The organism is Paenibacillus sp. 7516 (genome assembly GCF_002272715.1).
Classification (GTDB): domain Bacteria; phylum Bacillota; class Bacilli; order Paenibacillales; family Paenibacillaceae; genus Paenibacillus; species Paenibacillus illinoisensis_A.
This window is the reverse complement of the sequence record NZ_NPBI01000009.1, coordinates 89,148-113,333: the sequence shown is the minus strand read 5'-3', so window position 1 is coordinate 113,333 and position 24,186 is coordinate 89,148. Positions and strand designations below refer to the sequence as shown.

Annotated in this window: 43 protein-coding genes; 41 read left to right on the top strand and 2 right to left on the bottom strand. The window is 43.4% G+C overall.

Going from position 1 to position 24,186, the window contains the following annotated elements:
• Nucleotide 1: 1 nt before the first annotated feature.
• Together CHI14_RS09640 and CHI14_RS09635 are read right to left on the bottom strand one after the other, a co-directional pair.
• Nucleotides 2–1,153: a site-specific integrase gene (locus tag CHI14_RS09640; protein ID WP_095288222.1), complete on the bottom strand. Its 1,152-nt coding sequence runs from the start codon at nucleotides 1,151–1,153 to the stop codon at nucleotides 2–4.
• Nucleotides 1,154–1,162: 9 nt separating this feature from the next.
• The gene (locus CHI14_RS09635; protein ID WP_095288221.1) at nucleotides 1,163–1,804 is read right to left on the bottom strand and encodes a LexA family protein; all 642 of its coding nucleotides are present in this window, start codon (nucleotides 1,802–1,804) and stop codon (nucleotides 1,163–1,165) included.
• Between the two features lie 159 nt (nucleotides 1,805–1,963).
• Here CHI14_RS09635 and CHI14_RS30745 point away from each other — a divergent pair, with 159 nt between their 5' ends.
• From CHI14_RS30745 to CHI14_RS09435, 41 genes are all read left to right on the top strand, one after another.
• The gene (locus CHI14_RS30745) at nucleotides 1,964–2,221 is read left to right on the top strand and encodes a helix-turn-helix transcriptional regulator (protein ID WP_349290361.1); all 258 of its coding nucleotides are present in this window, start codon (nucleotides 1,964–1,966) and stop codon (nucleotides 2,219–2,221) included.
• The gene (locus tag CHI14_RS09625; RefSeq protein ID WP_349290360.1) at nucleotides 2,199–2,471 is read left to right on the top strand and encodes a group-specific protein; all 273 of its coding nucleotides are present in this window, start codon (nucleotides 2,199–2,201) and stop codon (nucleotides 2,469–2,471) included. Before CHI14_RS30745 ends, CHI14_RS09625 begins: the two co-directional genes overlap by 23 nt.
• 13 nt (nucleotides 2,472–2,484) lie before the next feature.
• Nucleotides 2,485–3,198: an ORF6C domain-containing protein gene (locus CHI14_RS09620; RefSeq protein ID WP_095288219.1), complete on the top strand. Its 714-nt coding sequence runs from the start codon at nucleotides 2,485–2,487 to the stop codon at nucleotides 3,196–3,198.
• Nucleotides 3,199–3,212: 14 nt separating this feature from the next.
• Entirely contained in the window at nucleotides 3,213–3,470 is a 258-nt protein-coding gene (locus CHI14_RS09615) for a hypothetical protein (protein ID WP_095288218.1), read from the top strand.
• Nucleotides 3,467–3,622, top strand: a complete 156-nt coding sequence (locus tag CHI14_RS29950; RefSeq protein ID WP_212676987.1) for a hypothetical protein — start codon at nucleotides 3,467–3,469, stop codon at nucleotides 3,620–3,622. Before CHI14_RS09615 ends, CHI14_RS29950 begins: the two co-directional genes overlap by 4 nt.
• Nucleotides 3,619–4,047: a hypothetical protein gene (locus tag CHI14_RS09610; RefSeq protein WP_095288217.1), complete on the top strand. Its 429-nt coding sequence runs from the start codon at nucleotides 3,619–3,621 to the stop codon at nucleotides 4,045–4,047. The genes CHI14_RS29950 and CHI14_RS09610 overlap by 4 nt, the downstream gene beginning before the upstream one ends.
• A 4-nt stretch (nucleotides 4,048–4,051) precedes the next feature.
• Entirely contained in the window at nucleotides 4,052–4,372 is a 321-nt protein-coding gene (locus CHI14_RS09605; RefSeq protein ID WP_095288216.1) for a hypothetical protein, read from the top strand.
• A 95-nt stretch (nucleotides 4,373–4,467) separates the two neighbouring features.
• Entirely contained in the window at nucleotides 4,468–5,400 is a 933-nt protein-coding gene (locus CHI14_RS09600) for a DnaD domain protein (protein WP_249281054.1), read from the top strand.
• Nucleotides 5,397–5,924, top strand: coding sequence for a Holliday junction resolvase RecU (locus CHI14_RS09595; protein ID WP_095288215.1), 528 nt, complete (start codon nucleotides 5,397–5,399; stop codon nucleotides 5,922–5,924). Before CHI14_RS09600 ends, CHI14_RS09595 begins: the two co-directional genes overlap by 4 nt.
• Nucleotides 5,925–5,953: 29 nt before the next feature.
• Nucleotides 5,954–6,331 (top strand): hypothetical protein, encoded by a 378-nt coding sequence (locus tag CHI14_RS09590; protein WP_212676986.1) that lies wholly within the window; start codon nucleotides 5,954–5,956, stop codon nucleotides 6,329–6,331.
• 10 nt (nucleotides 6,332–6,341) lie between these two features.
• A complete protein-coding gene (locus tag CHI14_RS09585; protein ID WP_170948077.1) occupies nucleotides 6,342–6,740 on the top strand; it encodes a zinc-finger domain-containing protein in 399 nt (132 codons plus the stop codon).
• Nucleotides 6,733–7,059, top strand: a complete 327-nt coding sequence (locus CHI14_RS09580; protein ID WP_095288213.1) for a hypothetical protein — start codon at nucleotides 6,733–6,735, stop codon at nucleotides 7,057–7,059. Before CHI14_RS09585 ends, CHI14_RS09580 begins: the two co-directional genes overlap by 8 nt.
• A gap of 23 nt (nucleotides 7,060–7,082) precedes the next feature.
• Complete coding sequence (locus CHI14_RS09575) at nucleotides 7,083–7,997, top strand: hypothetical protein (RefSeq protein ID WP_095288212.1); 915 nt, start codon at nucleotides 7,083–7,085, stop codon at nucleotides 7,995–7,997.
• Nucleotides 7,998–8,030: 33 nt separating this feature from the next.
• Nucleotides 8,031–8,786: a DNA cytosine methyltransferase gene (locus tag CHI14_RS09570; protein WP_095288211.1), complete on the top strand. Its 756-nt coding sequence runs from the start codon at nucleotides 8,031–8,033 to the stop codon at nucleotides 8,784–8,786.
• A gap of 42 nt (nucleotides 8,787–8,828) precedes the next feature.
• Nucleotides 8,829–9,251, top strand: coding sequence for a hypothetical protein (locus tag CHI14_RS09565; RefSeq protein WP_095288210.1), 423 nt, complete (start codon nucleotides 8,829–8,831; stop codon nucleotides 9,249–9,251).
• 290 nt (nucleotides 9,252–9,541) lie between these two features.
• Entirely contained in the window at nucleotides 9,542–9,985 is a 444-nt protein-coding gene (locus CHI14_RS09555; RefSeq protein ID WP_095288208.1) for a hypothetical protein, read from the top strand.
• On the top strand, nucleotides 9,982–10,140 hold the full coding sequence (locus CHI14_RS29945; protein WP_170948076.1) for a hypothetical protein: 159 nt from the start codon (nucleotides 9,982–9,984) through the stop codon (nucleotides 10,138–10,140). Before CHI14_RS09555 ends, CHI14_RS29945 begins: the two co-directional genes overlap by 4 nt.
• Before the next feature lie 39 nt (nucleotides 10,141–10,179).
• On the top strand, nucleotides 10,180–10,557 hold the full coding sequence (locus CHI14_RS09550) for a BC1872 family protein (protein WP_095288207.1): 378 nt from the start codon (nucleotides 10,180–10,182) through the stop codon (nucleotides 10,555–10,557).
• A 12-nt stretch (nucleotides 10,558–10,569) separates the two neighbouring features.
• Nucleotides 10,570–10,833, top strand: a complete 264-nt coding sequence (locus CHI14_RS09545; RefSeq protein ID WP_095288206.1) for a hypothetical protein — start codon at nucleotides 10,570–10,572, stop codon at nucleotides 10,831–10,833.
• A 58-nt stretch (nucleotides 10,834–10,891) separates the two neighbouring features.
• Entirely contained in the window at nucleotides 10,892–11,299 is a 408-nt protein-coding gene (locus CHI14_RS09540; RefSeq protein ID WP_095288205.1) for a YopX family protein, read from the top strand.
• Nucleotides 11,292–11,546, top strand: coding sequence for a hypothetical protein (locus CHI14_RS09535; RefSeq protein ID WP_095288204.1), 255 nt, complete (start codon nucleotides 11,292–11,294; stop codon nucleotides 11,544–11,546). The genes CHI14_RS09540 and CHI14_RS09535 overlap by 8 nt, the downstream gene beginning before the upstream one ends.
• Nucleotides 11,543–11,746: a hypothetical protein gene (locus CHI14_RS29940; protein WP_095288203.1), complete on the top strand. Its 204-nt coding sequence runs from the start codon at nucleotides 11,543–11,545 to the stop codon at nucleotides 11,744–11,746. The genes CHI14_RS09535 and CHI14_RS29940 overlap by 4 nt, the downstream gene beginning before the upstream one ends.
• Entirely contained in the window at nucleotides 11,736–12,032 is a 297-nt protein-coding gene (locus CHI14_RS09525) for a hypothetical protein (RefSeq protein ID WP_095288202.1), read from the top strand. Before CHI14_RS29940 ends, CHI14_RS09525 begins: the two co-directional genes overlap by 11 nt.
• Nucleotides 12,019–12,405, top strand: coding sequence for a beta-sandwich lipoprotein (locus CHI14_RS09520; RefSeq protein WP_095288201.1), 387 nt, complete (start codon nucleotides 12,019–12,021; stop codon nucleotides 12,403–12,405). Before CHI14_RS09525 ends, CHI14_RS09520 begins: the two co-directional genes overlap by 14 nt.
• 15 nt (nucleotides 12,406–12,420) lie before the next feature.
• The gene (locus CHI14_RS09515) at nucleotides 12,421–12,660 is read left to right on the top strand and encodes a hypothetical protein (protein WP_095288200.1); all 240 of its coding nucleotides are present in this window, start codon (nucleotides 12,421–12,423) and stop codon (nucleotides 12,658–12,660) included.
• Complete coding sequence (locus CHI14_RS09510; protein ID WP_095288199.1) at nucleotides 12,657–12,890, top strand: hypothetical protein; 234 nt, start codon at nucleotides 12,657–12,659, stop codon at nucleotides 12,888–12,890. The genes CHI14_RS09515 and CHI14_RS09510 overlap by 4 nt, the downstream gene beginning before the upstream one ends.
• Nucleotides 12,887–13,090 carry a hypothetical protein gene (locus CHI14_RS09505; RefSeq protein WP_095288198.1) on the top strand — a complete coding sequence of 68 codons (204 nt, stop codon included), beginning with the start codon at nucleotides 12,887–12,889 and terminating at the stop codon, nucleotides 13,088–13,090. Before CHI14_RS09510 ends, CHI14_RS09505 begins: the two co-directional genes overlap by 4 nt.
• Before the next feature lie 107 nt (nucleotides 13,091–13,197).
• Nucleotides 13,198–13,482: a hypothetical protein gene (locus CHI14_RS09500; protein ID WP_170948075.1), complete on the top strand. Its 285-nt coding sequence runs from the start codon at nucleotides 13,198–13,200 to the stop codon at nucleotides 13,480–13,482.
• A 439-nt stretch (nucleotides 13,483–13,921) separates the two neighbouring features.
• Complete coding sequence (locus CHI14_RS09495) at nucleotides 13,922–15,235, top strand: PIN domain-containing protein (RefSeq protein ID WP_095288196.1); 1,314 nt, start codon at nucleotides 13,922–13,924, stop codon at nucleotides 15,233–15,235.
• 117 nt (nucleotides 15,236–15,352) lie between these two features.
• A complete protein-coding gene (locus tag CHI14_RS09490) occupies nucleotides 15,353–16,528 on the top strand; it encodes an SGNH/GDSL hydrolase family protein (protein WP_095288195.1) in 1,176 nt (391 codons plus the stop codon).
• Nucleotides 16,529–16,598: 70 nt separating this feature from the next.
• A complete protein-coding gene (locus CHI14_RS09485) occupies nucleotides 16,599–17,141 on the top strand; it encodes a site-specific integrase (RefSeq protein ID WP_095288194.1) in 543 nt (180 codons plus the stop codon).
• Nucleotides 17,142–17,394: 253 nt separating this feature from the next.
• The gene (locus CHI14_RS09480; protein WP_095288193.1) at nucleotides 17,395–17,664 is read left to right on the top strand and encodes a hypothetical protein; all 270 of its coding nucleotides are present in this window, start codon (nucleotides 17,395–17,397) and stop codon (nucleotides 17,662–17,664) included.
• A 16-nt stretch (nucleotides 17,665–17,680) separates the two neighbouring features.
• Complete coding sequence (locus CHI14_RS09475; protein WP_095288192.1) at nucleotides 17,681–18,016, top strand: HNH endonuclease; 336 nt, start codon at nucleotides 17,681–17,683, stop codon at nucleotides 18,014–18,016.
• Nucleotides 18,013–18,273 (top strand): hypothetical protein, encoded by a 261-nt coding sequence (locus CHI14_RS09470; RefSeq protein ID WP_095288191.1) that lies wholly within the window; start codon nucleotides 18,013–18,015, stop codon nucleotides 18,271–18,273. The genes CHI14_RS09475 and CHI14_RS09470 overlap by 4 nt, the downstream gene beginning before the upstream one ends.
• Before the next feature lie 16 nt (nucleotides 18,274–18,289).
• Nucleotides 18,290–18,553, top strand: a complete 264-nt coding sequence (locus tag CHI14_RS09465; RefSeq protein ID WP_095288190.1) for a hypothetical protein — start codon at nucleotides 18,290–18,292, stop codon at nucleotides 18,551–18,553.
• Nucleotides 18,554–18,739: 186 nt separating this feature from the next.
• Entirely contained in the window at nucleotides 18,740–19,024 is a 285-nt protein-coding gene (locus CHI14_RS09460) for a hypothetical protein (protein WP_095288430.1), read from the top strand.
• The gene (locus CHI14_RS09455) at nucleotides 19,021–20,697 is read left to right on the top strand and encodes a terminase TerL endonuclease subunit (protein ID WP_095288189.1); all 1,677 of its coding nucleotides are present in this window, start codon (nucleotides 19,021–19,023) and stop codon (nucleotides 20,695–20,697) included. Before CHI14_RS09460 ends, CHI14_RS09455 begins: the two co-directional genes overlap by 4 nt.
• Nucleotides 20,698–20,712: 15 nt before the next feature.
• Nucleotides 20,713–21,858 carry a phage portal protein gene (locus CHI14_RS09450; protein WP_095288188.1) on the top strand — a complete coding sequence of 382 codons (1,146 nt, stop codon included), beginning with the start codon at nucleotides 20,713–20,715 and terminating at the stop codon, nucleotides 21,856–21,858.
• Nucleotides 21,851–22,603: a head maturation protease, ClpP-related gene (locus CHI14_RS09445; protein WP_095288187.1), complete on the top strand. Its 753-nt coding sequence runs from the start codon at nucleotides 21,851–21,853 to the stop codon at nucleotides 22,601–22,603. The genes CHI14_RS09450 and CHI14_RS09445 overlap by 8 nt, the downstream gene beginning before the upstream one ends.
• 18 nt (nucleotides 22,604–22,621) lie before the next feature.
• A complete protein-coding gene (locus CHI14_RS09440; RefSeq protein ID WP_095288186.1) occupies nucleotides 22,622–23,782 on the top strand; it encodes a phage major capsid family protein in 1,161 nt (386 codons plus the stop codon).
• A gap of 37 nt (nucleotides 23,783–23,819) precedes the next feature.
• Nucleotides 23,820–24,182 (top strand): hypothetical protein, encoded by a 363-nt coding sequence (locus CHI14_RS09435; protein ID WP_095288185.1) that lies wholly within the window; start codon nucleotides 23,820–23,822, stop codon nucleotides 24,180–24,182.
• Nucleotides 24,183–24,186: the final 4 nt, after the last annotated feature.

Sequence of the window (24,186 nt, the reverse complement as noted above, 5' to 3'; positions counted from 1 at the left end):
ATCATTTCATGTAAAGCTGATAAAGGTCGAGGGAATCATCCTCGATCTTTTTTGTTATATGCGTATAAGTGTCGCCAGTCATTTTTATGCTTGCGTGTCCTAGACGTTTAGAAACGTATGCTAAGTCAGCCTTAGCTTCAAGTAAATGTACAGCATGCGAGTGTCGAAGTGCATGGGGTGAAAGGTCTGGTAAATTTGCTCGTTTGCAATTTTTTTTGAAATATTCTCTGACAACATTCGTCCTTAGCCAACGGCCATCATGCTGGAAGAAGACCAAGTCAGTATCCGATTGTTTATAGTTCTCATAAAGAAGGACAACTTCTTTTCTATTTATTCGATGTCTTTTGAGGACCTTTACTGTCGGGGCGTCTAATTGAATTTCTCTGATGCTTCGTTTTGATTTAGGAGTGGAGATATAAGGGGTGGTATTTCGGGGGTATACGAGGGTTTTGTTAATCTGTAAGCGGCCTTTCTCCAAATCGATGTCACTCCATGTAAGAGCTAACGCTTCACCGATCCTGATTCCTGTGCGTGCCATTAGTGTAAACAAGGCTGTATACTGCATTGATTTAGTATATTTCGCATTCTTTACCGGCTTTGCAACTTCTTCTAAGAATCTTTCCAGTTCTTCAACAGTGAAAAACTTAACTGTTTTAACCTCATCAACTTCTTTTGGAACTTTTATTTTTGATACTGGATTAAGTTTCATGATTTGATATTCAAATATCGCATCATTTATGGCGGTGTTCACTATACTGTGAATCCTTCTAACTGTGCCTTCGCTATATTTTTCCCTTAAATCATTGATCCATTTTTTATACTCGTTCCTGTTGATTTCTTTTAGGCGATAATTACCCCATCTAGGCAATATTATTTTCTGAATTGTTCTTTCGATCAAATCATACGTTATTGGTTTTACATTCGGTTTTTTATACGTTACAGCCCATTCGTTGAAATATTTCTCTACAATCTCTTCACCATCTTCGCTGAACCCGAAATAGTTTATATCCTTTTCAGCTGCTGCTGCAGCAAGTTGAGCTTCTTTCTTGGTTAAAAATCCACTCTTTGATTTTTGTTTGTATGTCCCTGATACCCTATCCGTGTAACTAACCCTGTATTCCCATTTTCCATTTCTCTTCCTGAATGTAGCCATAAATCCTCCTTAGTACTCAATCATATTCCACTTCAATTTACCGACAATCACTACTTCATCCACCGAACAAAAAACGGGCGCGTAATTGGTGTTTGTCGATTGCAAAACTAACTGATCACCATTTCGGTATACCTTTTTAAGCATCGCCTCCTCTCCATAAAGCACAGCTGCTATTTCACCATCCTCGACAACTGGCTGTTTTCTTATGAGCAATAAATCACCGTCTATTATTCTACTGCCGGTCATGGAATCACCTGTTGCTTTTAAGAAGATATGCTCACCACTTTTAACAAATTCTTTAGAAACAGGTATGTATTCTTCGATGTCTTCGAAAGCAAGTGTTCCGTTTCCGCAACAAATTCTTCCTACCAATGGAACTAACGTAGTGCCTATGTTGTTAACATCCATACCTAAAAAAGATTGTGCTCCGTCAATCAATTGAGCGACTTCAACATCTAAAGCTTCAGCAATCGCTTCAACTCTATCCATATCAACTCTAATATCGCCGTTTTCATAACGCTGAATAGTTTTCTTTGTAACACCTATCTTTTCTCCGAGCATTTGAAGGCTCATGTTTCTCAATGTTCTATATTTATTTATGTTGTTTCCTACAGCCCAATAAAATAGCTTGTGACCGGACTTGACCGACATCGGATAACCTCTTTTCAATGTGTATTATTGTGTACATTATAACCACAAAAAGACACTTAATACAAGTAAAATCAAAAAACGTGTCTTTTTGTGGTTGACCGAAAAAAATGTCTGTGTTACCATGAGGGTGTCTTTAAATGACACAAAGGCGGGGAGGTGATGAGTTTGAAGATGACTGTCAAAGTCGCCCGAGTGTCTTGTGGTTACCTACAACAAGAAGTTGCTGATTTTCTAGATCTTTCTCTTACTGCATACGTCAGAAAAGAAAACGGTAAGTCTCGCTTTTACTTCGATGAGATAACTAGAATTAGCACACTGTTCGGTATACCCATCCAAAATTTTTTTGATGATCAGTGTCTTAAAAAGACACGGTCCATTAAAAGGGGGCACGAAGATGATCGTAAACGTACAAGTTGATCAAGATGAAATTCGCAGAATTTATAAAGAGAGCATTGAAGAAGCGATCCGAGAAATTGATAAGGAGGATATCTTCTGGGACACACCAGAGTTGAAAAGAAGAACAAATATGAGCTGGGACACTATTCAAAAGACGTTTTTCTTTGATCCGGACTTCCCGAAAAGAAAAGTGGGGACAAAATGGTTTTATCCGGTGAGGAAAACGAGGAAGTACCTTGAAGATTGGCTTGAAAACCAACCAACCACATAAGGAGTGAAGATCATTGACAAAACTCATCACTATACATGGAGTCAGAGGCTTCATTGATGAAACAGGAACAGCTCAACTACATTTGAATGATGTAGCTAGAGGCCTTGGGTTTGTCCGTAAAGCGGATAGCGGAAATGAAGTTGTGAGATGGGACCGAGTTAACGGCTACTTAACCGAATTTGGTTTCGTGCCCACAAGTGGGCATGGCTTCATTCCAGAAAACATCTTTTATCGATTGGCGATGAGGGCTAAGAATGCCGCTGCTAAAGAATTTCAAATTAAAGTGGCTGACGAGATACTTCCTGAAATACGCAAGACGGGTCACTATTCGATTCAAGCATTAGACAAGGATGCGGCCATAGCGATTGCCCTTCGGAAGACAGCAGATGTGATGGAGAAGTTACCACAATTCGAAAGCCGTCTTGAGAAGATCGAAAACAACACCACCGTTGAACACGGTCAAATGTTAACTATCAAAAACGCTGCAAGCAGAGCGGTTACTGCTGCACTGGGCGGAAGGGATTCAGAGTCTTTCCACGACAAAGGTCTTAGAAGTAGGGCGTACCAAGAACTATGGCGCGATTATAAAGATTATTTCAACATCAACTCTTACCACAACACGCTGAAAAAGGATTTTGATAAGGCGCTGAGTCACATCAAAGCTTGGAATCCTACTGGTGGGTTGCTTCGAGAAATTGAAAATACGAATCGCCAGATGGCGTTTTAAGGAGGGCGAACAGGATGAATGAAGTGATCGAACAAAACGCACTTTCATGGGTATTCCCGGGAGCTGTCTCGCTCCAACAACTTCAAAAATTCCGCGAAGGATTAGAAGCAAGCTTTATTTACGTCGATGCCGAAGGAGATTGTTTTGGGTTTTACGGAGCGCAAGCCCATACGATCATGTGCACCGATTGGCCTAACGAAAACAAGTTTCAATACCTTCAAGTACTTGACGATGTATTCAAAAATTATATGGATAAGTCGGGACGCTTATGACAGCAGCTCGATTGGAAGAACGCATTGAAATGAAACGTCGGTTGGACAAGTTGGTTCGGATGAGAAATGCAGAGCCAGCTACTGCAAGTTGGTTTGATTTACAAATCGAAGAATTAGAGGCGGGACTTCGCCAGAAAGAGGGACAAGCATGAACCAGCAAACAAAGGATCGTCAACGCCGCGCACTGCGCGCATTACTGCTTCAAACTTATACTCAAATGGCCGAAACGCCTGAGAATGACGTGGAAAAACTTGCTGACTATCGTTTGAAAACATTCCGGATTCAGAAACAACTCAAGAGAGTGGATAATCCGGTCGACAGTCGTGAGTATGTCACGAGAGGCAGTCTGGTGGGGCACTGTATGAACTGCGAGGTGCCGATATCGAGATACAACATTTTAAAAGTCGAAGATAACGGCTCAATGTTCTGCTGTGATGGTTGCCGTGTTCACTATGACGAGTTCTGCGGACATAAAAAAGCGGCTGCGTCTCGCGAACGCAACCGTCTTTCAACAACATTTGAAAAATCACTTAACGTCATTTTATCAAATAATGAGCCGCAAGGCAAGTTAGGGTGATCCCATGGAACACAGACCATATCCAAAATCTGTGCAGTTGCGCGGCAAACGTATTAAACCGACTCAAAAACAAATGGGTGATATCTCAAATGCTGTAGATGAACGAGTTAAGGATCGGTCCCAAGGTATTTGCGAAGCATGCGGACGAGCTGGAGCTGCCCAACGCGCTCATTTGACTGGTAGAACACAGATTGACCATAAAACGAAATCTTACGATCTCGCACATCTATGCTTGGAATGCCATGGGATGTTGGACGGAACAGAATCAGGGCGAAGATTTCGCCGCTTGGCTGCCAACATCATTGAATACGAATTGAATAATTAATCCATTGTTGTGACGTCACACACCCGTCACGCGTGACAGATGCGTGACGTCACAACATGTTATATGAAAGTGTAATTTTAAGGAGGCTGGCCGCATTGGCATGGATAGAGAGCCATCAGGGATTAGCCAGGCACCCTAAGACCAAAAAGTGTGCAAGGAAGCTTGGCGTTTCTGTTCCGACAGTAATCGGACACTTGCACTTGCTTTGGTGGTGGGCGATGGACTACGCGCCTGAAGGAGATATAACGCGGTTTGATCCGGAGGATATCGCAGATGCAGTAGAGTGGCAAGGGGAAGCAGATTTGCTGCTTAAATCATTGTTAGATGTGGGTTTTATTGACGAAATAGACGGAATGATTTGTATACACGATTGGTTCGACTATGCTGGAAGGCTGGTTGAAAAACGCGAGAAAAACAATGAACGGAAACGTAAATCTCGCCTAAAACAAAAGGAAAATGAAGGTCACGCACCTGTCACGCGTGACGGTGGTGTGACTGACGCGCCGGACACAGGGCTACCTAACCAACACAACCAACACAACCAAACCGAACCTAACCAACCTAACCTAACCGAACCACAACCAACACAACCTGAGAACGAAAACATGTCTGGTAGTATTAGTGAGATTATTGAATTGAATCCTTATAGAGTTTTTGAACAAGAAGGATTCGGAACTATAAGCCCAGTCATTAAAGATCAAATGGAAGACATGATCGTCACATATGGATCGAGATGGGTATGCGAAGCCATGAAAAAGGCTGTCGTTTCTGGAAAACGCCGAGTGAACTACGTTGAAGGCATTTTGAAGAATTGGAAAGCTGACGGAATAGATGAACCTTGGACAAAAGAACCACCACCAAGCAACAACGGAGGCAAATCTTATGGACGAGGCGGGAAACCAAACATTCAAGTAGTACAACCTGTTACCGATCCAAATGAGTCGGATATTTCGGAAGAAGAGCATGCAGCGATGATGAAATTTGCGGCTGAACAAATGGCTAAGAAAGCAGCAGGAGGTGTCTCATGACATATCGAGGCAATAGAGGAATGGGATTTGAGGCAATCATTACTTTCTCCAATGAACGTTATGACAAATTAGGTCTGGCTGTGGTAAACAAGCGACCTACTCCGGTCAAGGTAACAAAGGCAGCCGGCACTCATGTACTCGAAGGCTATTACGAAGAACCTTCAACGGTTGATTATGACGGAATAATCAAAACGGGCCGAGGGATTGCCTTTGAAGCCAAGTCGATAACGAGCCTGGATCGGTTCCAGCTCAAGAACTTGAAAGACCATCAAGTCGAATATCTGCTCAAGGCTCACAAAATGAACGGTATCTCTTTTCTGCTGGTAGAGTTTCGGAAGCAAGACAAGACATATTTACTGCCTTATACAGTACTCAGATACTTTTGGGACGCTTATAAACGGAAACAGGGGTCTAGTATTCATATCTCGGACTTCGACGTTCACGCCTACGAGGTTTTAAGCGGTAGGGTACCCGTAGACTATCTGGCGGCAGTAGACAAGCACTGGCAGGCGTCTGGGTCATGATTATCACCTGTTATGTATGTTCGTCGGATATGAAGGAATTAAGAACTGATGTTTTCCAATGTCCGTTCTGCGGATACCAGGCAGAGCAGATGTCCATTTCGCGGGAAATTACTCAAAGAGATATTGAGACAGCAGCGAAGAACGATATCAGCAAAGCGATACTGATTGAACGTGTTCAGAAATACGGATGGGATATTGAAAGAGCAACTACAGTGCCGGTACGCTTCCATGATTTCCACGGGAGATGGCCGGACTTGGCAGAGGGCAACAAAATCCCAAGAAAGACTTACTACGCCCGGGTTAAGAGCGGATGGAGTTATGAACGGGCCGCAACGGAACCGGTTGATCGATCTAAGACACCTAAAATGTATCGGAAGAGGGGTATTCCAGATGGTGTTCAACTCTAAGTGGGAAAAGATGAAGGGAATCGCAGCAGCTAACAAGGTGAATTACAACATGTACATTTACCGGATCTATAATGGCCAAACGCCAGAAGAGGCTGCATCAGCTCAATCACCGGCTCCTAAAAAGAAAAGGGACATTCCTGTACCAAATGTTCGAGAGGAATACAAACACAATGAACAGGATCCTAAAGATAGATTTGAAGCCTTGCAGCAGATAGACGATATCATTCGGACTGAATGCGATCCATGCGGCACTAGAATTGCAATGAATAAGCGGAACGGAAACAATTCATCACGCTTGGAGAAGATTTGCAACAGTCAGTGTCCGGTAGGTAAGAGGATTCAGGAATTGAGCAAGCACCTGACAGTGGGTCCGAGAAAATCAGTTTTGGAGGTATATCAAAATGATTGAAAAACTGAAGGTCAAAAAGGAACAGGCGAAGGCCATCGAAATATTGCGGGAACGTCACTCTGACGAACAGATTATGGCCGACCATACGGACGGATGGAAAAAGCCATTTCTAGAGCCGCTGAATAAGCTTAACGCCTTGGATTTAGCTCGGGCGCTGTTGATTGGATATGAAGTAGAAGAAACGCCGGAAGAAAAGCTTCTGGACATGTACAAATTCCGAACCGCTTCAAGGACAGACCGCGAACACAGTGTTGTTCGAGAAACTATATATTCAGTCTTGGAAATTACAGGAATGAAAGTATCGGGAATAAATGATTAGGGGATAGGGAGGGGATAGGCAACATGATTCGTATCCACAGCTACTCTGGTGGGATCGGAAGTATGACAGCGGCCAAGAGAGATGCTGAACAGCATGGAATAAAAGATATGTATCTTTTGTTCACGGACACTCTCATTGAGGATCAAGATCTGTATCGGTTCTTGATTGAATCGGCAGCTAAGATATTCGGATTACCCAATCCCGTAAGGTTGCTAAGAATGTGTGCTGACATTCCGGGAGTACAAGACATGGATCTACGTAGGTCGCATCTATCAAGAATTAGTAAATTAGCAATGGAACACAATCCGAATCTGGTCTGGATCAGTGAAGGCAGGGAACCGTGGGAAGTATTCCGCGATGAACGATGGATCGGCAACAGTCGAGTGGCCCAGTGTTCATCGGAATTAAAACAGAAGATATCCCGGCAGTGGGTGGAATCGCGATACAATCCCAGCGAAGCCATCATTTACGTAGGAATTGACTGGACGGAGATACACCGGATGAAAGGTATAGAGCGAGGCTGGGCGCCTTATCAGGTTGCCGCTCCAATGACCGAAACACCTTATTGGGATAAGCAAGAAATGCTCCATGCGTTGAAACTTGATGGCATACGAAAACCAAGATTATATGACATGGGATTCGTACACAACAATTGCGGAGGTTTCTGCGTGAGAGCGGGCCAAGGCCACTTTATAAATTTGCTAAAAGAGAATAGAGAGTTATATCTCTACCACGAACAAAAAGAGATTGAAATGCAACGTTTCCTGGAGAGAGAAGATGTGTCGATTCTGACACGAACCAAAAATGGCCAAGAAGAAACCTTAACTCTTCAGCAACTTCGAAAAGAATGGGAACAAGGATTAGGCAACCAAATAGATCTGAGTGATATTGGCGGATGCGGTTGCTTTGCGTTTGACACTCAAGAGGTACTCATATAACGCAACAATTCGTAGACAGGGAAGTGTACACGCATGAGGAAGCTAAGCCTGTTCTCAGGCATCGGAGGAATTGATTTAGCAGCTCACTGGGCAGGCATGGAGACGGTGGCATTTTGCGAACGGGAACCGTTTCCGCAGAAGGTACTGCAGAAGAATTTTCCGGGAGTACCCATATACGACGATGTATGCACACTTACTGCTGAACGATTGAAGGAGGATGGAATCATTGGAGATGGCAGAACAATTGGAATTGTTTCAGCCGGATATCCTTGCCAAGGTGAAAGTTACGCCGGGCAGCGAAAAGGCGAGATGGATGACCGATGGCTCTGGCCAGAAACTGCTCGAATCCTGGATGAACTCCAGCCCACTTGGTTTGTTGGTGAGAACGTTAGTGGGCACATCACAATGGGGCTCGATACGGTGCTTACTGACCTGGAACATCTCAACTACACCGCAAGGCCGTTTCATATACCAGCTCTCGCCGTCGACGGAGATCATGAACGATATCGGATATTCATTGTGGCCCACGCCAACCAAGAGTCAGGATTACAAGCGCGTCAGGCCGTTAGCGCCATCGGAAAAGAATGGGACACATGGAAAGATGCTCGTCGGCGTAGTTGGCGACCGATTCCCAGAGCTGATTGGCACTTATCTGGACCCCGAGTTCATGGAGAGTCTGATGGGATTCCCAATAGGGTGGACAGATGTTACACAACCGGAAACGCAGTAAGTCCACATCAGATATACCCGATCATGGCAGCCATAAAAGCGATAAACGACCGGCTATAGCACCACATATCTGGGCTAGGCCCACCAAAGGAGAGATAACACATGGCATATGACTTTTTGCCAAAGAAAAAAGAAGCTGGCGATTTTAGGCTTGGCTCATTCGCTTGGACTACGCTCATCGAAACGGCTTTTGGTTGTCTGTTCCCATGCTTAACTAAGGGCGGACGTTATATCTATGGTTGGGAAACAGATAAAAGATTCAAAAAGGAGCATGAGTACCCGATCCTCATTTCCAACAGCAGAATGCGAGTGACAGCAACTGAAGCGAAACTGATGGCGCGTATGGCCCGGAATCTTGTCTCAATTCAACGTACTCTGGATGACTCTCATTACAACACGGAAGTTGCTTTTGACGCGGCGGAATGGGAAAAGAAATGGCCTCAGAAGCTGCGTGATGACTGGGTAGATGAATATGAAAAGTTTGCGGATTGGGCAGAGAAATCAGGCGGATTCAAAATCGGATAATTTTGAGGTCTTAGGGCCTCTTTCCCAGGAGGGATATACAGATAGATGAAACTAATCTACAGAAGACCTAACAAGTGGGATCTGCATGGAACTTATTATGGCAGATATAAAAAATGCGTTATCACAATCATGCGAAATCACACAGGACTCCACTATTGTTTAATACAACGAAAATCGGATGACAAGAGATACAACTCGCTCTGGAACAAGGCTGAGTTTGAAACGGTTGAAAAAGCCGCTGAATTCGGAAAGTTATATGTAAACAATTTTCTAGGGGAGGAAGAACAGTCATGAACAAGATAGATGAAATCAAACTAGCTTTGTTGGCATCGAAGCTGGGTCCTATGTACAAAGCTGATTTCGATGCCAATGCCCATGAATATATCGCTTATCTACTGGAAGAGAACGAGCGGCTTCGCAAGCAGCTTGATGGGACAGCAGATGTAATCAAAGTGAAAGAAAACGCCTTAACTCAGCTGAAAGATGCCAACGATGAATTAGCGACTTTTATTTCACAGCAGGCCATGGAGCTAGAAGAGGCAAGGAAGATCGAATTCCCTCGACAGATGGAAGGTCGAGGCGGGTGGAAGATTGATTACAACTTTATCGAGCAGATACAGCAAGAAGTTGAACATGCGTTTGCACATGATGTATCGAGTTTTGAACAAATAGAAGCTGTGCTTTTAGCGATTGAAAACTTGGCGGCGGGTCAGGAAGGAGAGGGGAACCAATGAACAGGAACATAGAAGATCCAAAGGTAAAGGCTGCAATTCGTTTGCTAAAAGCAAAAGGTGTCACCCTTGAAGAGATCGAGAAAGCATACAAATATTACGCGGAACTTGAACGGAAGCAGAATGAAAACAAATGGGATTTAGCAGATTGGGTATGAGGTCCTTTGGGCCTCTCCCTACCAAGGAGGATATAAAGCATGACACAAACAGCGTTGACCCGGGAGCAAGTGTTCATGATGAGTGCTGGACGAGAACTAGATTCTCTTGTTGCCGAAAAGATAATGGGTCTGGAGCTTGTAGAAGAAATGCTGGCTGCATACCCAAGGTATTGGTTACCTGAGTACGACAAAACTTACCACAGAGCGGTTCCTCTTTATTCTACAGATATTTCCGCAGCTTGGTCAGTAGTAGAGCGCATGCGAACAGAGTATAAACAATTCATCACCTTAATAGACAATGCACATCTGAACTATGACGTTAGGTTTAGTGGAGATAAGAGTAAAGAATACACACGATTATCTAATGTATCTCACGCGATTTGCAGGGCAGCTCTATTGGCTGTACTGGACATATAGGAGGGATAGACGATGGGACGTCTCAAATTCGAAATGCAGAAGGCTGAACCGCGTTACGGAGGGTACATTTCCATCTTCACGGATGGAAAAGGAGTATGGACGGAATCATGGTGGAGTTCACCACCATCATCTATCGATCACGTAGGCCGGGAATACATCCCGAACAGGCATCCTAATGTTAAGAATTTGCGTCATGATCAGTTTGTTAAACAGCAGTACAAGTTGGAAATGGCGAGACTTAAATCATTGGCCGAAGGCGACCAATCGACTGAATAAACTTAACGAAGTGGAGGCCGGATAAGGTCTGGTCTCCCCAAATAGGAGGATATACAAGATGAATAACAAATATCGCGGCAAGCTCATTGAAACAGGCGAGTGGGTGTACGGTTACTTGATCGGCACAGACGTAATTGTTGGAGAAATCGTGGTATGGGAAGATGAATACTTTCATACGGAGTTTTGGTGCAGTGTTGATCCTGATACAGTTGGCCAATATGTCGGAAGAAAGGACAAGAACGGAAAAGAAATTTACAGCGGAATGGATTTGAGATTTTGGACAGGTCCAGAACAATGGCCAGACGGATACACAACTGGAACAGTTACTTATAACACACACATTTGCACATACCAGCTACACGATAAAGGAAGACACATTCTATTCGATATCGATGACTGGGATATTGAAATAGTTGAGGACCAATCGGTGTTGGCTCCCAAGGAAGGAGCGGATAAGCGTGAGTGATCAAACAGAATTTGTAGAACATGTGAAAGTCATTGTGGAATATTGGTCTCAGCAGAAAGGACAAACGGATTATGAAAAGTGTGATGGTGTTGCATTCAGCATATTGAACCTCTTGGACGGATACAGTGGTGGAATGCCTCCATATGAAGTTAGGCCATTAGACGAAGAAGGAAAAGCTGGCGAAGACATTGGAGGAAGCTTACACGAGGCGTACAGCTCAATTGGTTCTGGGGAGGATACACCGTGAAACTACTGCATGCGGCACAAATGAGTTACGCAGGGTTCAGAGTAATGTCCTGCATCGGCAAAGTGTACAGCCCTAAAATGCTTGGAGTTAAGTGGGTTGGTACTCACTACGCTTCATTGAATAATTGTGAAATGACGGATGAAGAACGTAAGGGTGAGTGGCGATCTTATCCATGTGAGGAGGAGACAAATGTTCAGTAGCTTCAGGAAAGCATTTAAACCCACTCCAGAAGAGATAGAACGATCGCAGAAACTTGTTGGTGATTATATAGTGAAGAGAGAACTGTTTCTGACGGAAAAAGGTTTAAGCCATGAGGAGATGGCCATTTTAGAAGAACTTGATGGAAAAGAAGCTAAATCCGTGAGAACATTCCAATCCTATTGTAACCGTTATGATCAATTGAGATATGGATGGATCACAGTAGAACAAGTTAAAGAGGACATTAAAAAATATAAGGAGGCTATAAGCCAACATGAAAAAAACTAAACTCATTACGCTCCTGCTAAGTATCGTGTTAATACTGTCAGCATGCACAGATGCGGATATCGCATCGTCTAATCTTTCCAAGGCGGCAGACAACTTCGAGATTAACCGCAGGATTATCTTTTACAACGGCATCACAGACGAATACATGCTTACTGTAGAGGGTCGTTGTTCATTGGGTAACGCAGATAACCGGGATCAGCAGCTAACGGTCACATGTAAAGTTGGTGACGATCAGTATAAGAAACATTTTCTTGGATTGTCTGACAACGTAACATACTTCGCGGAGCAGCTAGAGCCGGCAGACGTGAGTACTTACCACTACCGGGTTACATTCAAGCCGCAGGCGATTATACCAGACATCGATTTCAAATAAAACGGAGGTAGAAGCATGAGAAAATTCGGTCTAACTTACGATGACGCGGTAGATATCCAAGCAAGCCTGATTGCAGGCCTGCGAGTACAGAGGCAATGGTATGATTTTGTAAGTCATGATATGTCTTCTGCGGAAAGGAAAAGTGCTAAAACGGAGTCTAAGCGCACTATGAAGAAAATAGCTTATCTAAACGGGTTCACGAAGGCAAAGAGTAAAACAGAGATTCGGGAATTAGGGAAGTTGGTGGTGGAATGAACAACCGTGTAGCAGGTCTGATAAATGAGTGGGCAGGCGTATCTCCAGAGGATTTAATTGAATTACTGAAGGAGAAAGACCAGGCGTTACAGGAAATCACTGATGTTAACCTCCAGTTATCTTGTGAGCGGGACTTATTCCGGCGTGAAGCCGATCATTATAAAGCAAGATGTCTTAAATTTCAGGTTGATGAGATGCGGCGGAAGCGGGCAGGTGGTGAAACTAAATGACCCAACAACTCGAAGCGAAAACTCACTGGGAATGGACGGAAAAAGCGGTTCAGGAAAATAAGTTCCAACATATTGTGGCGGGAACACCAGTTTGGGATAATTACAAGAAGAAGGCACCAAAACGTTGGCTGGATGAAGGGTTGATTCGTGAAGCTGAAACAGAAGAGGTGCCGGCAGGACAAGCTACATTTGATTATTAGGAAAGGGGCCATATATGGGGGCTGCGGTGTATCAAATGGAATTTTACGAGAGTGTAACAGAGACGGAAAAATTGATGGTTAGGTCCATGCTGCGTAGGTATCCGAAAATGAAACTCACGGTGGATATGTTGAGTGAAAAGGAAAGAAACGAGCGTCAGCAGGCTTTATATATAGATTGGAAGTCGAAAGTTGAACTAATCGAAATGGCTGTAAATTTGATTATGGATAAAGAAGTAAGGGAACTCATAGAATATCGTTTCATTAAAGGACATCCGCGAAAAGCGGCTGTAGTAAAGTTTCGTCTCGTTACTGACAGATCGGTTGATAGATGGATTGATGAGGGTGTTGAGTCCATAGCAAGCACATTGAAACTCATGGGACCCATAACATGAAAATCCTGTCTGTAAACTGTCTGTAGCACGTCTGTTCCATGTCCGCTTTGCGTCTGTATTTCAGTTATACACTAGGCACATAAGAAGGGAATTACTCCTTCCGGTGTGCCTGGTGTACCGTTATTCCACCCGGACTCAACTGTGCTGTGGGACTTGATGTCCTTAGACGTGGATCGTCAAGGGTGCAGTGTGGGGATAGGGTTAGATTCCCTAAACCCGCTCCATCCGGGCGGTATAGAAATACGGATTATTTTATGGCCTACTGGAGCAGCTGGGTTCAATTCCTGGCAAGGCCAACGACGGGGTTTTCTTCATATTCTTTTGGGCCATTCGGAGGGTTGCCGGGTGGCTTCTTTCTTTGTTTAAAGAAATCTAAAAGGAAAGAAAGGAAGTGATGTCGAAAGATTATTAAAACAAGTTCAATTAGAGGGATTGATTAATGATGAGGAAGGCGTTTGCGGGATACTATACTCCTACTGGAGAAGGATTGAAAGAATTGTGGGACAAATCTCATTTTGTATTTGATACAAATATTCTGCTTAAACTTATTAAGTACCCAAAAAAAGAGTACAGGGATTTAATGTTTAGTATCATGGAAAAGTTAAAGGACAGGATATGGATTCCTCATCAAGTGGCTTTAGAGTACCACCGTAACCTAGAAGGAATCATTTTTGATCTGGAAAAAGAATATAAGGCCATCGAATCAGATTTTTTAAAAGCGATTGAAAATCTGAGCAGTAGGATAGATGCTCTAGGCCATACAAATCAGAACACCAGTAGAGTTATCGAATTACTAAAAGAAAATCTTGAAGCTATAACAAATGAACTCTCACTACAAAAGTCAGATTTATTTGCAATAAGAGATAGGACAATTGAATTGATAGGACAAAACTTTGGAGAAGAGTTTTCTCAAGTAGAACTAGATAAGATATATACAGAAGGTGAGAAAAGATACCGGCTTAAAACTCCACCTGGTTTTGCAGATGAGAAAGAAAAAAAAGAAGTGACGTACTCTCATAATGGACATGAGTACCAGGCGAAGTATGGGGATTTAATTTTTTGGAATCAAATATTAAATTATGCTAAACAAGAGTCTGTCACATCGATGATCCTTGTTAGTGAGGACAATAAACCTGATTGGGTACACGTTGTGAGAGGCGAAAAAAAAGGAACGCATCCTGAACTAATACATGAATTTATGCGAGAAACTAACGGTAAATCGTTCTATTCGTACAACTCGTACCAGTTTTTTGACAAGTCAAAAAGCCTATTGAATATTGATGATACAAGCGCTGACGAACTCATTAAAGAATTGGAGAGTATTCACCAGTTAGAGTACGATAATTCTTCACTTCTTGCTAACGGAGATTTAGAAAACTGGTTCGAACAATGGAAAGATTGGAATAACAATGATATGCCTATTAGCTACAGCATAAAGCTTGGAGAACATGAACAACTTGGGCTTTTGCATTTCAAGATTACTGTCAAGGGGAGTTTACAGAATCTAGATCTAGAAATACTGAGGCTTCTTTTGGAGGAAGTATTTAAGGATATAACAGGGGATGCAGGCTTGAGAGTCTTTATGCATTTACCTTCTGAGCAGCCGTTGACTTTCGTTGTGCGCACTCCGTTGTACTTATCCCGCATGAGTGGATTTATTGAAAAGATAAACTCACGAATTAGATTGATTGTCCCTGATGAAAATATATTTGTAGTAAACATAGAGGACACGCTGTACAATCAGGGATTTTAGTTTTATTGAGCCGACCAAAACTATAAAACTGTAAAAGCATCCAAACGGTTAACATCCAGTCTATGACACATGATTGGATGTTTTTTAATTTTATAGAGATGTGGGAGAGTGAGAAGCATGGCTAAACGATTTCGCAATCTTCGGATTATTGATCGAGGAGCAAGTGAAGCGCTTGAGAAGGCATTAGTTGATGCAGAAGAAGCAAAGAAAGGACAAGGTCAAGGTTTGTTACTGAACGGAGTAACAGGGCTTATGAAACTGAGGTCTGCTTTGGCTAAGGCAGCTAACGGTGATCAAATTACAAACATCAATGTCATCGGAAGCAGCTCGGTGGTAGGTGTCGGGTCCGGTGGTGGTGGAGTGGCTGGAAATCTTGCTATTACACAGAATTCACTTTCTAAAAGCTTCTCCGGTAGACTAAGGAGCAAGTTAGCTGCTGTGTTTGGAGATGTGGGAAGAGGATTTGTTCCAACTCATTACGATAAATTTTGGACTTTTACCGGAGCCTGGACAGGACTCGCGAATTATGGAATCATAGGCGCTCAAGCCAAGAAGTCAATTACATTAGGCGATTCAGCTACATTCGCATTCAATGGAACATCACTAACGCTAGTCTTGGTAACTGGCACGTACGGAGCTGGTTTCTCAGTCTCAATAGACGGAGGTGAGGTTAAGACATTTACGAGTGTGGGTTCAGCATCTGCAGCTAAAGAGTTTGTAGTAGCAACCGGACTTAGTAACGGAGCCCATACTGCAACGATTACGATTACTACTGTTGCATCAGCTTCGCATGGCTTGACAATTGTTGGTGCATACGAAGGGAAAGCCGCAACTGCTGGCGTGCGTGTAAATGCTATTGGAGTGACTGGTTCGAAAACATCGGCAGCACTTGGAGAGAATTTCTTGTTTGCTGAGATTGATATGTGGAAGCCGGCGCTAACAGTTATCTCATATTCATCAAACGATTATAACTCCCAAACGGCACTAAGTACGTTCCGGACGCAGACTCAAACACTAATTGATAGAGCAAAGCAGTTCGGTGACGTATTACTGTTTCCTGCCGGTCTGAGAGGCACATCCTTAGCCATACCACTTGAATCATATATCAATGTGTACAAAGAACTTGCCGAGGCTAATGGCATTGCGTTTCTAAATACACATGCAAGGTGGAAGTCGGATTTTAATTTCGCTAAGAATTCATTACAGTTTATCGCATCCGACGACATACATTTAAACGATTATGGTCATCAAGATTTAGCGGATGCTTTGTTTAACGCTCTAATCAATACGTGAATAGAAATAAAATATTGGAGTCGTTCATTTAATACTGAACGGCTCTATTTTTATTAGGAGGTGATGGCCGGTGAACTTTGTTCAGCCGATCAGGGACCCGGCTATCATTGATGATATAAAAGAGTTCCTGAAGTCGGAAAGCGAACGCAATTACATGATGTTTACGTTTGGCATCAACACGGGATTGCGGATACAAGACATGCTCAAGCTACGTGTGAGGGACGTCCAAGGCGAACACCTCATCTTAATTGAAATGAAAACCAACAAGAAGAAGTGGATCAAGATAAACGCTGCGTTACGCCGGGAGCTGAAGCGATTCACGGAAGGCATGGGAAGAGATGAATACTTGTTCCAATCCAGACAAGGAGAGAATAAACCGATCAAGAGAGACATGGCATACAAGATTATGCGCAAAGCAGCCAAGCGTTTCGGATTAGCTGATATCGGAACCCATACCATGCGCAAGACATTTGGATACCACATGTACCAAAAGACCAAGGACATAACACTTGTCCAGACGTTGCTCAACCATTCTGATAAATCCATCACCATGCGTTACATCGGAATGGACCAAGACATGATGGATGCAGCCATGAGCAGTTTCGGATTATAAGTTATTCTCGTTTAGCGAGTGTATAACTCAAAATTAATAACAGCTCTAAAGCCTTATAGGACAAGGAAAAATTCTAGCGAGCGGAGTTATGCTCTCTAATAAGATATGAATAACTCAATATTTATGCAGAAATCAAGGTGAAACGACAGGAATGATAACGAAACAGACGTGATAAACCCTTATTTTAAAAGGGTTATTTGTGCGTTAAATGGCGTGAATATTTATACAAAATAAGATATGTGGAGGAATGAGCATGATTAAGACAGGATTATCGTTAACGGTGTATGTATCGAAAGAGGAATTGGTGAACGCAAAGAGTGGTGGATCTACAATGGTAGCGTCCAAATCCAAAACCAAGGAAGCTGAGTATCAGTTAAGTGTGACGTTGGATGCATGTGACATCTTGGAGAATGAAGTTCGGGTGAACCTGACTATGGTTCGTGCCAGTTTTGAAGCAGCCGGTGAAGTAATGGGAGCTGCTATCGGCGCTGAGATTCAGAAGGTGTTCGCGCAGCTTGAGTAGGCAAGAGGGTTAAGGGATGAACGTATACAAGACTATTGAGCAGAAGCGGAAGTTCTACGACAGTGGAGAGTGGAAGCAGCTGAGGGCAAAGGTTAAACAGCGTGACAACTATGAGTGCCAGCCATGTAAACGAAATGGATTGGTCAGTATCGATACGAACGAATACAGCGAGTCGGCGAGGCGCAAGAAGATTCAGTTGGTTGTCCATCACATCAAAGAACTTGAGGATCATCCAGACCTGGCGCTTGATATCGATAACCTGGAGACAGTCTGTGTTGACTGCCATAACAGGGAGCACGACCGGGTGTTTGAACGTAACGTGAACAAATGGGAAGGAGATGAGCGGTGGTGAGTGAGGAAAAAGTTTCGCTCTGTGTGAACAGCGTGAGCAAGAGTTATTCAAAGTTTTACAGCGCCGGAATGTTAAACTCTGCTGCTAGGATTCTGGAGAAGGTCAACATTAACGTGACTCTTATGAGTGAAGACTTGGAAGCAACCGTTGACCTAGGAGTAGATCCTGTGGTGGTGGTGACTACACATGGCGTACCTGATTATGAAGCGACTGCAAGAAGAGCTATCAAGTATTTAGCAGACGGAATTTCATTTTAGAAAGGGATGGTTGTTGGTGAAAGGCAGAGGGATCAGCGATAAACCAATTCTTGAAACCGATGAGCAGCCCTTATTGGTAATAGAAGTTCGTGATTTGAACAGTTTGCCAATCGTGAAACACAACGGAAAGGTAATAACCGGAATAATTGCAATCGAGTATTCATGTGGCACTAATACCGAAGTGGCCGGGCAACACGAGTACACGATCGAGCATGTGATCGAGCAAGACATAGAAAAGAAATTTGTGATACGAAAATTGAATGAAAAAAGATGGGTGTAGGCCCCCCGGTCAAAAAGTTTTGCGATTTTCTCAGCCTCGGGCACCGGTGGGGGGAGTGTTCTGTCGGGTTTTTTAGGGCAAATATATAAAGCGTACATATTGGTCATATATGGAAAATTAATAAAGGGGGTGATTTTGTTGACTGATGCAGCCGAAAAGTTAAGAAAACAAATTGAGCGCGATCTGATGAAACAATTAAAAGCGAATGGTCCTCCTCCTTCTTATCACAAAGATCTGGTAAAGGACTATTTGTCATTATGGGATCTGAAGAATGAATTGATTCTTGATATCGAATCAACTGGAATCCAGATCAACGGGATGCATGGTCCGAAATCAAACCCATCCATTGCTGACTTGCACAAAACAAACGACCGTATGATAAAGATCCTGGATGCTCTGAATTTGAACGTGCCGAAGTCCGAACAAACGGGCTCATCAACCAAGGGCGGAACGAAAAGTGAATTGATATGATTCGCCAGAAATACGTTGATGCTTATATCCAGCTTTACCATACGGGGGAAGTTAAGTTTAACAAGGAACGTGAGCAATTAATTGAATACCTGGAGCGGGATGTTCTTTCCCGTGACGATTTGTATTTCGATGACGAAATGATTGAGAACTGTATCCGGTTCGCAGCGAAGTGGTATTTCCCGTTGCAGCCATTTCAGAAGTTCTTGGTTGCTTTCGTCTTTTTGTTTTTCAAAGATACGGACAGGGTGTTCTACCGGAAGTTTCTTTGGATGATGGGCAGAGGCGGCGGCAAGAACGGACTTATAACTGTAATATGTCATTTCCTGATTAGTGAGCTTCATGGTATTCGTGAATACAACATATCCGTTATTGCCAATTCTGAGGAACAAGCAAAGACATCTGTTGAAGAAGCTGCTAAGACGATAAAAAGGGAATCGACGCTATCAAAACACTTCAAGCCAACGGCTATGCAGGTTCTTTCCAAACAGACGGATAGTATTTTCAAATTCAGAACGTCTAACGGAAACACGAAAGACGGTCTTCGAGACGGTGCAGTGGTTTTTGATGAGATCCATTACTTTGAAGATAACTCGGACGTGAGGGTTCACATTTCTGGTTTAGGTAAGAAGAAGAATCCTCGTGAGTTCTACATCGGCACAGACGGTTATGTTCGGGATGGATTCCTGGACAAGTTCAAAGACAAAGCCAAGAAGGTGCTGCAGGGCCAAGCAAGAGTCAACTCCGTATTTCCGTTTCTGTGCAAGCTGAACGATGAAAAAGAAGTTGATAGCCCAGAACTGTGGGAGCTGGCAAACCCGATGCTCAGTGAGCCGCGAAATGAGTATTCTCAGGGTCTGTACGACACAATCTACGAGGAATATGAAGACCTGGCTGACGATCCTTCAAACCGAGAAGAATTCATGACAAAACGTATGAATCTACCGGTTACCGATTTGGAGCGATCCGTAGCGAAATGGGAAGAGATTGCCGCTACGAATCAACCATTACCAGAGCTAGAGGGCAAGGAAGCAATTGGTTGCATTGACTTTGCACAGATTCGGGACTTTGCTTCCGTTGGCTTAGTTTTCAAACATGACGGAAAAGTGCCGTTTATCACGCACTCCTGGACGAGAAAAGAGTTTGTCGATAAATATTACGGCTACTCCATGCGCCAGGTGGACACCAAAGAGAAGTTTGCTCCAATCAAAGAGTGGGAAGCGCGGAAGCTGCTGACGGTGCTGGATGAAGAAATGATCAACCTGGAGCATATCGTCAATTGGTTTGTCACGATGAGGATGAAATACAGCATCAAAAAAATAATCGGGGACAACTATCGAATGGAAATGCTGAAACCGCTGCTTGAGGCGGTGGGATTTGAGGTTGAAGTCATTCGCAGGCCGGAAGCTATTCACGGCCTCTTAGCTCCGCGTGTGGAGATGTATTTCGCCAAAGGTATGTTTATCTGGGGTGACAATCCGTTGATGCGCTGGTACACCAATAACGTGCTTGTGACGATCAAAAAAGACGGTAACAAGATATACGGTAAGAAGGAACCGATCCGGAGGAAAACAGACGGATTCCAAGCGCTTATTTGCGGCCTGTATCGTTTCGAGGAACTGAGCGAAGACAGTATGGAGGATGCACTGGATGTGCTGGAAGCTCTGGAATTCTAAGAAAGGAGGTAAACCATGGGTTTTCTAGACAGTATACTGAGGCGCAATAAAGAGTTGGAATCGTTGTTTGATCTGGATTTTGGTATTGATTCGTCAAGTCGGGCCTACCTCAAAAAAATGGCGCTTGAAACGTGCATAAACTTCATCGGACGAACGATAAGCCAAAGTGAATTCAGGATTATGAAAGACGATAGGCGTCAGCATGATGATTGGGACTACCTGTTGAATGTAAGGCCAAACACCGATCAATCTGCAGCAGAGTTCTGGCAGCGAGTAACACACAAGCTGATTGACGAAAATGAGGTTCTTATCGTTTTGTCAGATAGTAATGATTTGTTGGTTGCCGATAGCTTCACTAGGGACGAATATGCCGTGTTCCCTGATGTGTTCCGGGATATTGTTGTGAAAGACTACACTTTCAGGCGCTCGTTTCGAATGGATGAGGTGCTTTACTGGTCATACAACAATGAAAAGTTATCAAAGTTCATGGAAGGCGCATTTGACGACTATTCGGATTTATTTGGCAGGATGCTTGAGACTCAGAAACTGAGTAACCAGATAAGAGGAACGGTTGGAATGGATTCAACCCAAACCATGAGCGAAGAGAATACAACCAAATTGCAAAATTTCATCAATAGATTGTTCGATGCTTTTAAAAATAGATCTATTGCTTTGGTGCCATTGGTAAAAGGGTTCCAGTACAACGAGGTCAATGATGGAGCAAATAACGGTAAATCCGTTGATGAACTGGCAAAGGTTAAGCGAGACTTAACAGATGATGTCGCAAACATCATCGGCATACCAACCTCTTTGATTCATGGTGACATGTCAGAATATGAAACAGCTATCAAAGCATATATCAAATTCTGCATTCAACCTTTAATTAAAAAAATTGAAGATGAGTTGAACGCGAAGCTGATATCCAAGAAGGACTACATCGCCGGGAAAAGGATTAAGGTTCGCGGAATTGCTGAAATGAACCCTCTAGAACTGGCAAATGCGGTTGATAAATTGCGTGCCAGCGGTACTTACAGTGGAAATGACATTCGAATTATGTTGGGAGATGAACCTGTGGACAATCCGGCACTTGATGAGTATGTATTAACGAAAAACTATCAGTCCGCTTCTGCTGTTCCGGAAGGGGGTGATACAAATGCGTAAATTCACGAAGCAAGATTACTTCAAAACCTTTAAGAATCAGGCTTATGTCGATCAGCTACAAAAAGTTTCACGGAAGTTTGAAACGGTCAGAAACGATGATACCAATTCTACAGAACTTACGATTTACGGAATTATTGGTGATTCGTGGTGGGAGGACTCAGTTTCGGCATCAGACATCGACAATGCCCTAAAAAACATTACTGGCGATATCGTCATTAACATGAACAGCCCTGGCGGGGATGCTTTTGACGGGATAGCCATCTACAACCGTCTGAAGAAGCATGACGGCAAGGTTACCATCAATATTGATGGATGGGCGTGTTCAGCTGCTTCGGTTATCGCTATGGCTGCGGATGAATTGATTATGGGACTCGGTTCAATGTTCATGATTCATGAAGCCAGTTCGTTTGTTTGGGGAACCAAAACGGATATGAGAAAAGAAGCGGATGTCCTGGACGAACTGGAAGAAGGGATAATCGATATTTACATGACAAAGGCCAATATCACCCGTGAGGAAATTCGTAACATGGTTGATGCTGAGACATGGTTCAGTGCTCAAAAAGCCGTCGATCTCGGATTTGCTACTTCCACAGCTGCGGGTTCAAATAAAGAGGAAGAAGTTATCACTGAACTCAGGGCACAAGTCGTTAACTTACAAAATGAACTGAGACAATTTAAAAACCAATCTCACAAAGAAGAACCGAAGCCAGATGCTACAACTGGACCGCGGTTCTTTTTTAATTAAAAAGGGAGGTCATTGAATATGACTATGAAATTGAATGGCAAAATGGAAAACTTCGAAACAAAAAAGGCAGCATACATGGATTTGGTCAAAAACGGGGCGGATGCTGAGAAACAAGCAGTCGCTTGGAATGAAATGCAGGACGCTCTTGCGGAAGACCTAACGGAAAAAATCACGACACAAGTTCGTAATGAAAATACAGATGCCCAAGTACTTACCGCAAGAGGGCATAATGTTTTGACTTCGGAAGAGAAGAAGTTTTTCAACGAGGTAATTATCAGCGGTGGTTTCACTGAAAATATGATCTTGCCTGAGACGGTTCAAGAACGGGTTTTCGAGGATCTGGTATCAGAGCACCCGCTTTTAGACGCAATTGGTCTGCAGGATCTCGGAGCGGTAACTCGGTTTATCTACTCTGACGCGAACAAAGCATACGCGTGGGGAGATCTGTTTGGGGAGATTAAGGGACAAATTAGCGCTGCTTTCCGGGAAGAAAAAATCGGTCAACTGAAGCTCACAGCGTTTGCTGTAATTCCGAAGGATATGCTCGAACTGGGACCAACTTGGGTGGAACGTTATGTTCGTACCGTGCTGGTGGAAAGCTATGCCGTTGGTCTTGAATTTGGATTGGTTAACGGTCGTGGTCCGGCTCAGAGCGAACCAATCGGGTTGATGATGAATCGCGACAGTTCAACTGGAGCTGTGACTCCCAAAACCTCTTCCGGGGTGTTGACGTTTGCTCCTTCTCTTATGGGTGAAGTTGTTGCCGGAGAACTGCATGACGTTATCCAAAACCTGACCACAAATGAAAAGGGTAAACCCCGAAAGGTATCTAACAAAATCGTAATGGTTGTAAACCCAATCGACTTGATTAGCGTCCAGTTCCGTAACACGATCCAAACTGCAAATGGTCAATGGGTTACATCGCTTCCGTACAACATTCAACTTGTTGAGTCGGAAGAAATTCCAGCGAAAAAAGCTCTGTTCTTTGTAAAAGGACAATACCTTGCTGTGATTGCTGGTGGTTATAAGGCGAACAAGTTCGATCAAACCCTTGCCATTGAAGATGCAATGCTCTACACAATTAAGCAATTTGCTAACGGTAGACCGAAAGACAACAAGGCTGCATTGGTGTATGACCTGGATATTCAATTTGGCGCTGAAACTGTAGATGCTCCTTAAAAGGGGCTTCTACAGACTTAAATAGGAGGGGATATCGATGAGTTTAAAAGCAAAGGTTGTTAATCAGTTTCGAGATAAAGACCATGACAATCGGATCTATCAACCAGGTGATACCTACCCGGCTGAAGGATACTCTGCAGATGAGGAGCGTGTTCGTTATCTATCCGAAATACATCCGGAGTACAACAAGATCTATTTGGCTGATGTTGAAGAAATTGAAAGTGCCCAGGATAGCGGTGACGTTCAGAAAGAAGATGAATCCGAGGTGGTTAAAGAAGTTGCCGAGGAAAAGTCTGAATTCCCAAAACACGTTGGCGGCGGCACTTACGAACTCTCCAATGGAGAGAAAGTAAAGGGTAAGGATGAGGCGCTCGAGGCAGAAAAAGCTTTAAAGGAGTGATCTA

Excerpts from the sequence above, each read along its gene's own strand:
- CHI14_RS09640 (WP_095288222.1), bottom strand. The coding sequence starts at position 1,153 with ATGGCTACATTCAGGAAGAGAAATGGAAAATGGGAATACAGGGTTAGT.
- CHI14_RS09635 (WP_095288221.1), bottom strand. The coding sequence starts at position 1,804 with ATGTCGGTCAAGTCCGGTCACAAGCTATTTTATTGGGCTGTAGGAAAC.
- CHI14_RS30745 (WP_349290361.1), top strand. The coding sequence starts at position 1,964 with ATGAGTTTGAAGATGACTGTCAAAGTCGCCCGAGTGTCTTGTGGTTAC.
- CHI14_RS09625 (WP_349290360.1), top strand. The coding sequence starts at position 2,199 with ATGATCGTAAACGTACAAGTTGATCAAGATGAAATTCGCAGAATTTAT.
- CHI14_RS09615 (WP_095288218.1), top strand. The coding sequence starts at position 3,213 with ATGAATGAAGTGATCGAACAAAACGCACTTTCATGGGTATTCCCGGGA.
- CHI14_RS29950 (WP_212676987.1), top strand. The coding sequence starts at position 3,467 with ATGACAGCAGCTCGATTGGAAGAACGCATTGAAATGAAACGTCGGTTG.
- CHI14_RS09610 (WP_095288217.1), top strand. The coding sequence starts at position 3,619 with ATGAACCAGCAAACAAAGGATCGTCAACGCCGCGCACTGCGCGCATTA.
- CHI14_RS09605 (WP_095288216.1), top strand. The coding sequence starts at position 4,052 with ATGGAACACAGACCATATCCAAAATCTGTGCAGTTGCGCGGCAAACGT.
- CHI14_RS09595 (WP_095288215.1), top strand. The coding sequence starts at position 5,397 with ATGACATATCGAGGCAATAGAGGAATGGGATTTGAGGCAATCATTACT.
- CHI14_RS09590 (WP_212676986.1), top strand. The coding sequence starts at position 5,954 with ATGAAGGAATTAAGAACTGATGTTTTCCAATGTCCGTTCTGCGGATAC.
- CHI14_RS09585 (WP_170948077.1), top strand. The coding sequence starts at position 6,342 with ATGAAGGGAATCGCAGCAGCTAACAAGGTGAATTACAACATGTACATT.
- CHI14_RS09580 (WP_095288213.1), top strand. The coding sequence starts at position 6,733 with ATGATTGAAAAACTGAAGGTCAAAAAGGAACAGGCGAAGGCCATCGAA.
- CHI14_RS09575 (WP_095288212.1), top strand. The coding sequence starts at position 7,083 with ATGATTCGTATCCACAGCTACTCTGGTGGGATCGGAAGTATGACAGCG.
- CHI14_RS09570 (WP_095288211.1), top strand. The coding sequence starts at position 8,031 with ATGAGGAAGCTAAGCCTGTTCTCAGGCATCGGAGGAATTGATTTAGCA.
- CHI14_RS09565 (WP_095288210.1), top strand. The coding sequence starts at position 8,829 with ATGGCATATGACTTTTTGCCAAAGAAAAAAGAAGCTGGCGATTTTAGG.
- CHI14_RS09555 (WP_095288208.1), top strand. The coding sequence starts at position 9,542 with ATGAACAAGATAGATGAAATCAAACTAGCTTTGTTGGCATCGAAGCTG.
- CHI14_RS29945 (WP_170948076.1), top strand. The coding sequence starts at position 9,982 with ATGAACAGGAACATAGAAGATCCAAAGGTAAAGGCTGCAATTCGTTTG.
- CHI14_RS09550 (WP_095288207.1), top strand. The coding sequence starts at position 10,180 with ATGACACAAACAGCGTTGACCCGGGAGCAAGTGTTCATGATGAGTGCT.
- CHI14_RS09545 (WP_095288206.1), top strand. The coding sequence starts at position 10,570 with ATGGGACGTCTCAAATTCGAAATGCAGAAGGCTGAACCGCGTTACGGA.
- CHI14_RS09540 (WP_095288205.1), top strand. The coding sequence starts at position 10,892 with ATGAATAACAAATATCGCGGCAAGCTCATTGAAACAGGCGAGTGGGTG.
- CHI14_RS09525 (WP_095288202.1), top strand. The coding sequence starts at position 11,736 with ATGTTCAGTAGCTTCAGGAAAGCATTTAAACCCACTCCAGAAGAGATA.
- CHI14_RS09520 (WP_095288201.1), top strand. The coding sequence starts at position 12,019 with ATGAAAAAAACTAAACTCATTACGCTCCTGCTAAGTATCGTGTTAATA.
- CHI14_RS09515 (WP_095288200.1), top strand. The coding sequence starts at position 12,421 with ATGAGAAAATTCGGTCTAACTTACGATGACGCGGTAGATATCCAAGCA.
- CHI14_RS09510 (WP_095288199.1), top strand. The coding sequence starts at position 12,657 with ATGAACAACCGTGTAGCAGGTCTGATAAATGAGTGGGCAGGCGTATCT.
- CHI14_RS09505 (WP_095288198.1), top strand. The coding sequence starts at position 12,887 with ATGACCCAACAACTCGAAGCGAAAACTCACTGGGAATGGACGGAAAAA.
- CHI14_RS09500 (WP_170948075.1), top strand. The coding sequence starts at position 13,198 with ATGAAACTCACGGTGGATATGTTGAGTGAAAAGGAAAGAAACGAGCGT.
- CHI14_RS09495 (WP_095288196.1), top strand. The coding sequence starts at position 13,922 with ATGATGAGGAAGGCGTTTGCGGGATACTATACTCCTACTGGAGAAGGA.
- CHI14_RS09490 (WP_095288195.1), top strand. The coding sequence starts at position 15,353 with ATGGCTAAACGATTTCGCAATCTTCGGATTATTGATCGAGGAGCAAGT.
- CHI14_RS09480 (WP_095288193.1), top strand. The coding sequence starts at position 17,395 with ATGATTAAGACAGGATTATCGTTAACGGTGTATGTATCGAAAGAGGAA.
- CHI14_RS09475 (WP_095288192.1), top strand. The coding sequence starts at position 17,681 with ATGAACGTATACAAGACTATTGAGCAGAAGCGGAAGTTCTACGACAGT.
- CHI14_RS09460 (WP_095288430.1), top strand. The coding sequence starts at position 18,740 with ATGAAACAATTAAAAGCGAATGGTCCTCCTCCTTCTTATCACAAAGAT.
- CHI14_RS09455 (WP_095288189.1), top strand. The coding sequence starts at position 19,021 with ATGATTCGCCAGAAATACGTTGATGCTTATATCCAGCTTTACCATACG.
- CHI14_RS09450 (WP_095288188.1), top strand. The coding sequence starts at position 20,713 with ATGGGTTTTCTAGACAGTATACTGAGGCGCAATAAAGAGTTGGAATCG.
- CHI14_RS09445 (WP_095288187.1), top strand. The coding sequence starts at position 21,851 with ATGCGTAAATTCACGAAGCAAGATTACTTCAAAACCTTTAAGAATCAG.
- CHI14_RS09440 (WP_095288186.1), top strand. The coding sequence starts at position 22,622 with ATGACTATGAAATTGAATGGCAAAATGGAAAACTTCGAAACAAAAAAG.
- CHI14_RS09435 (WP_095288185.1), top strand. The coding sequence starts at position 23,820 with ATGAGTTTAAAAGCAAAGGTTGTTAATCAGTTTCGAGATAAAGACCAT.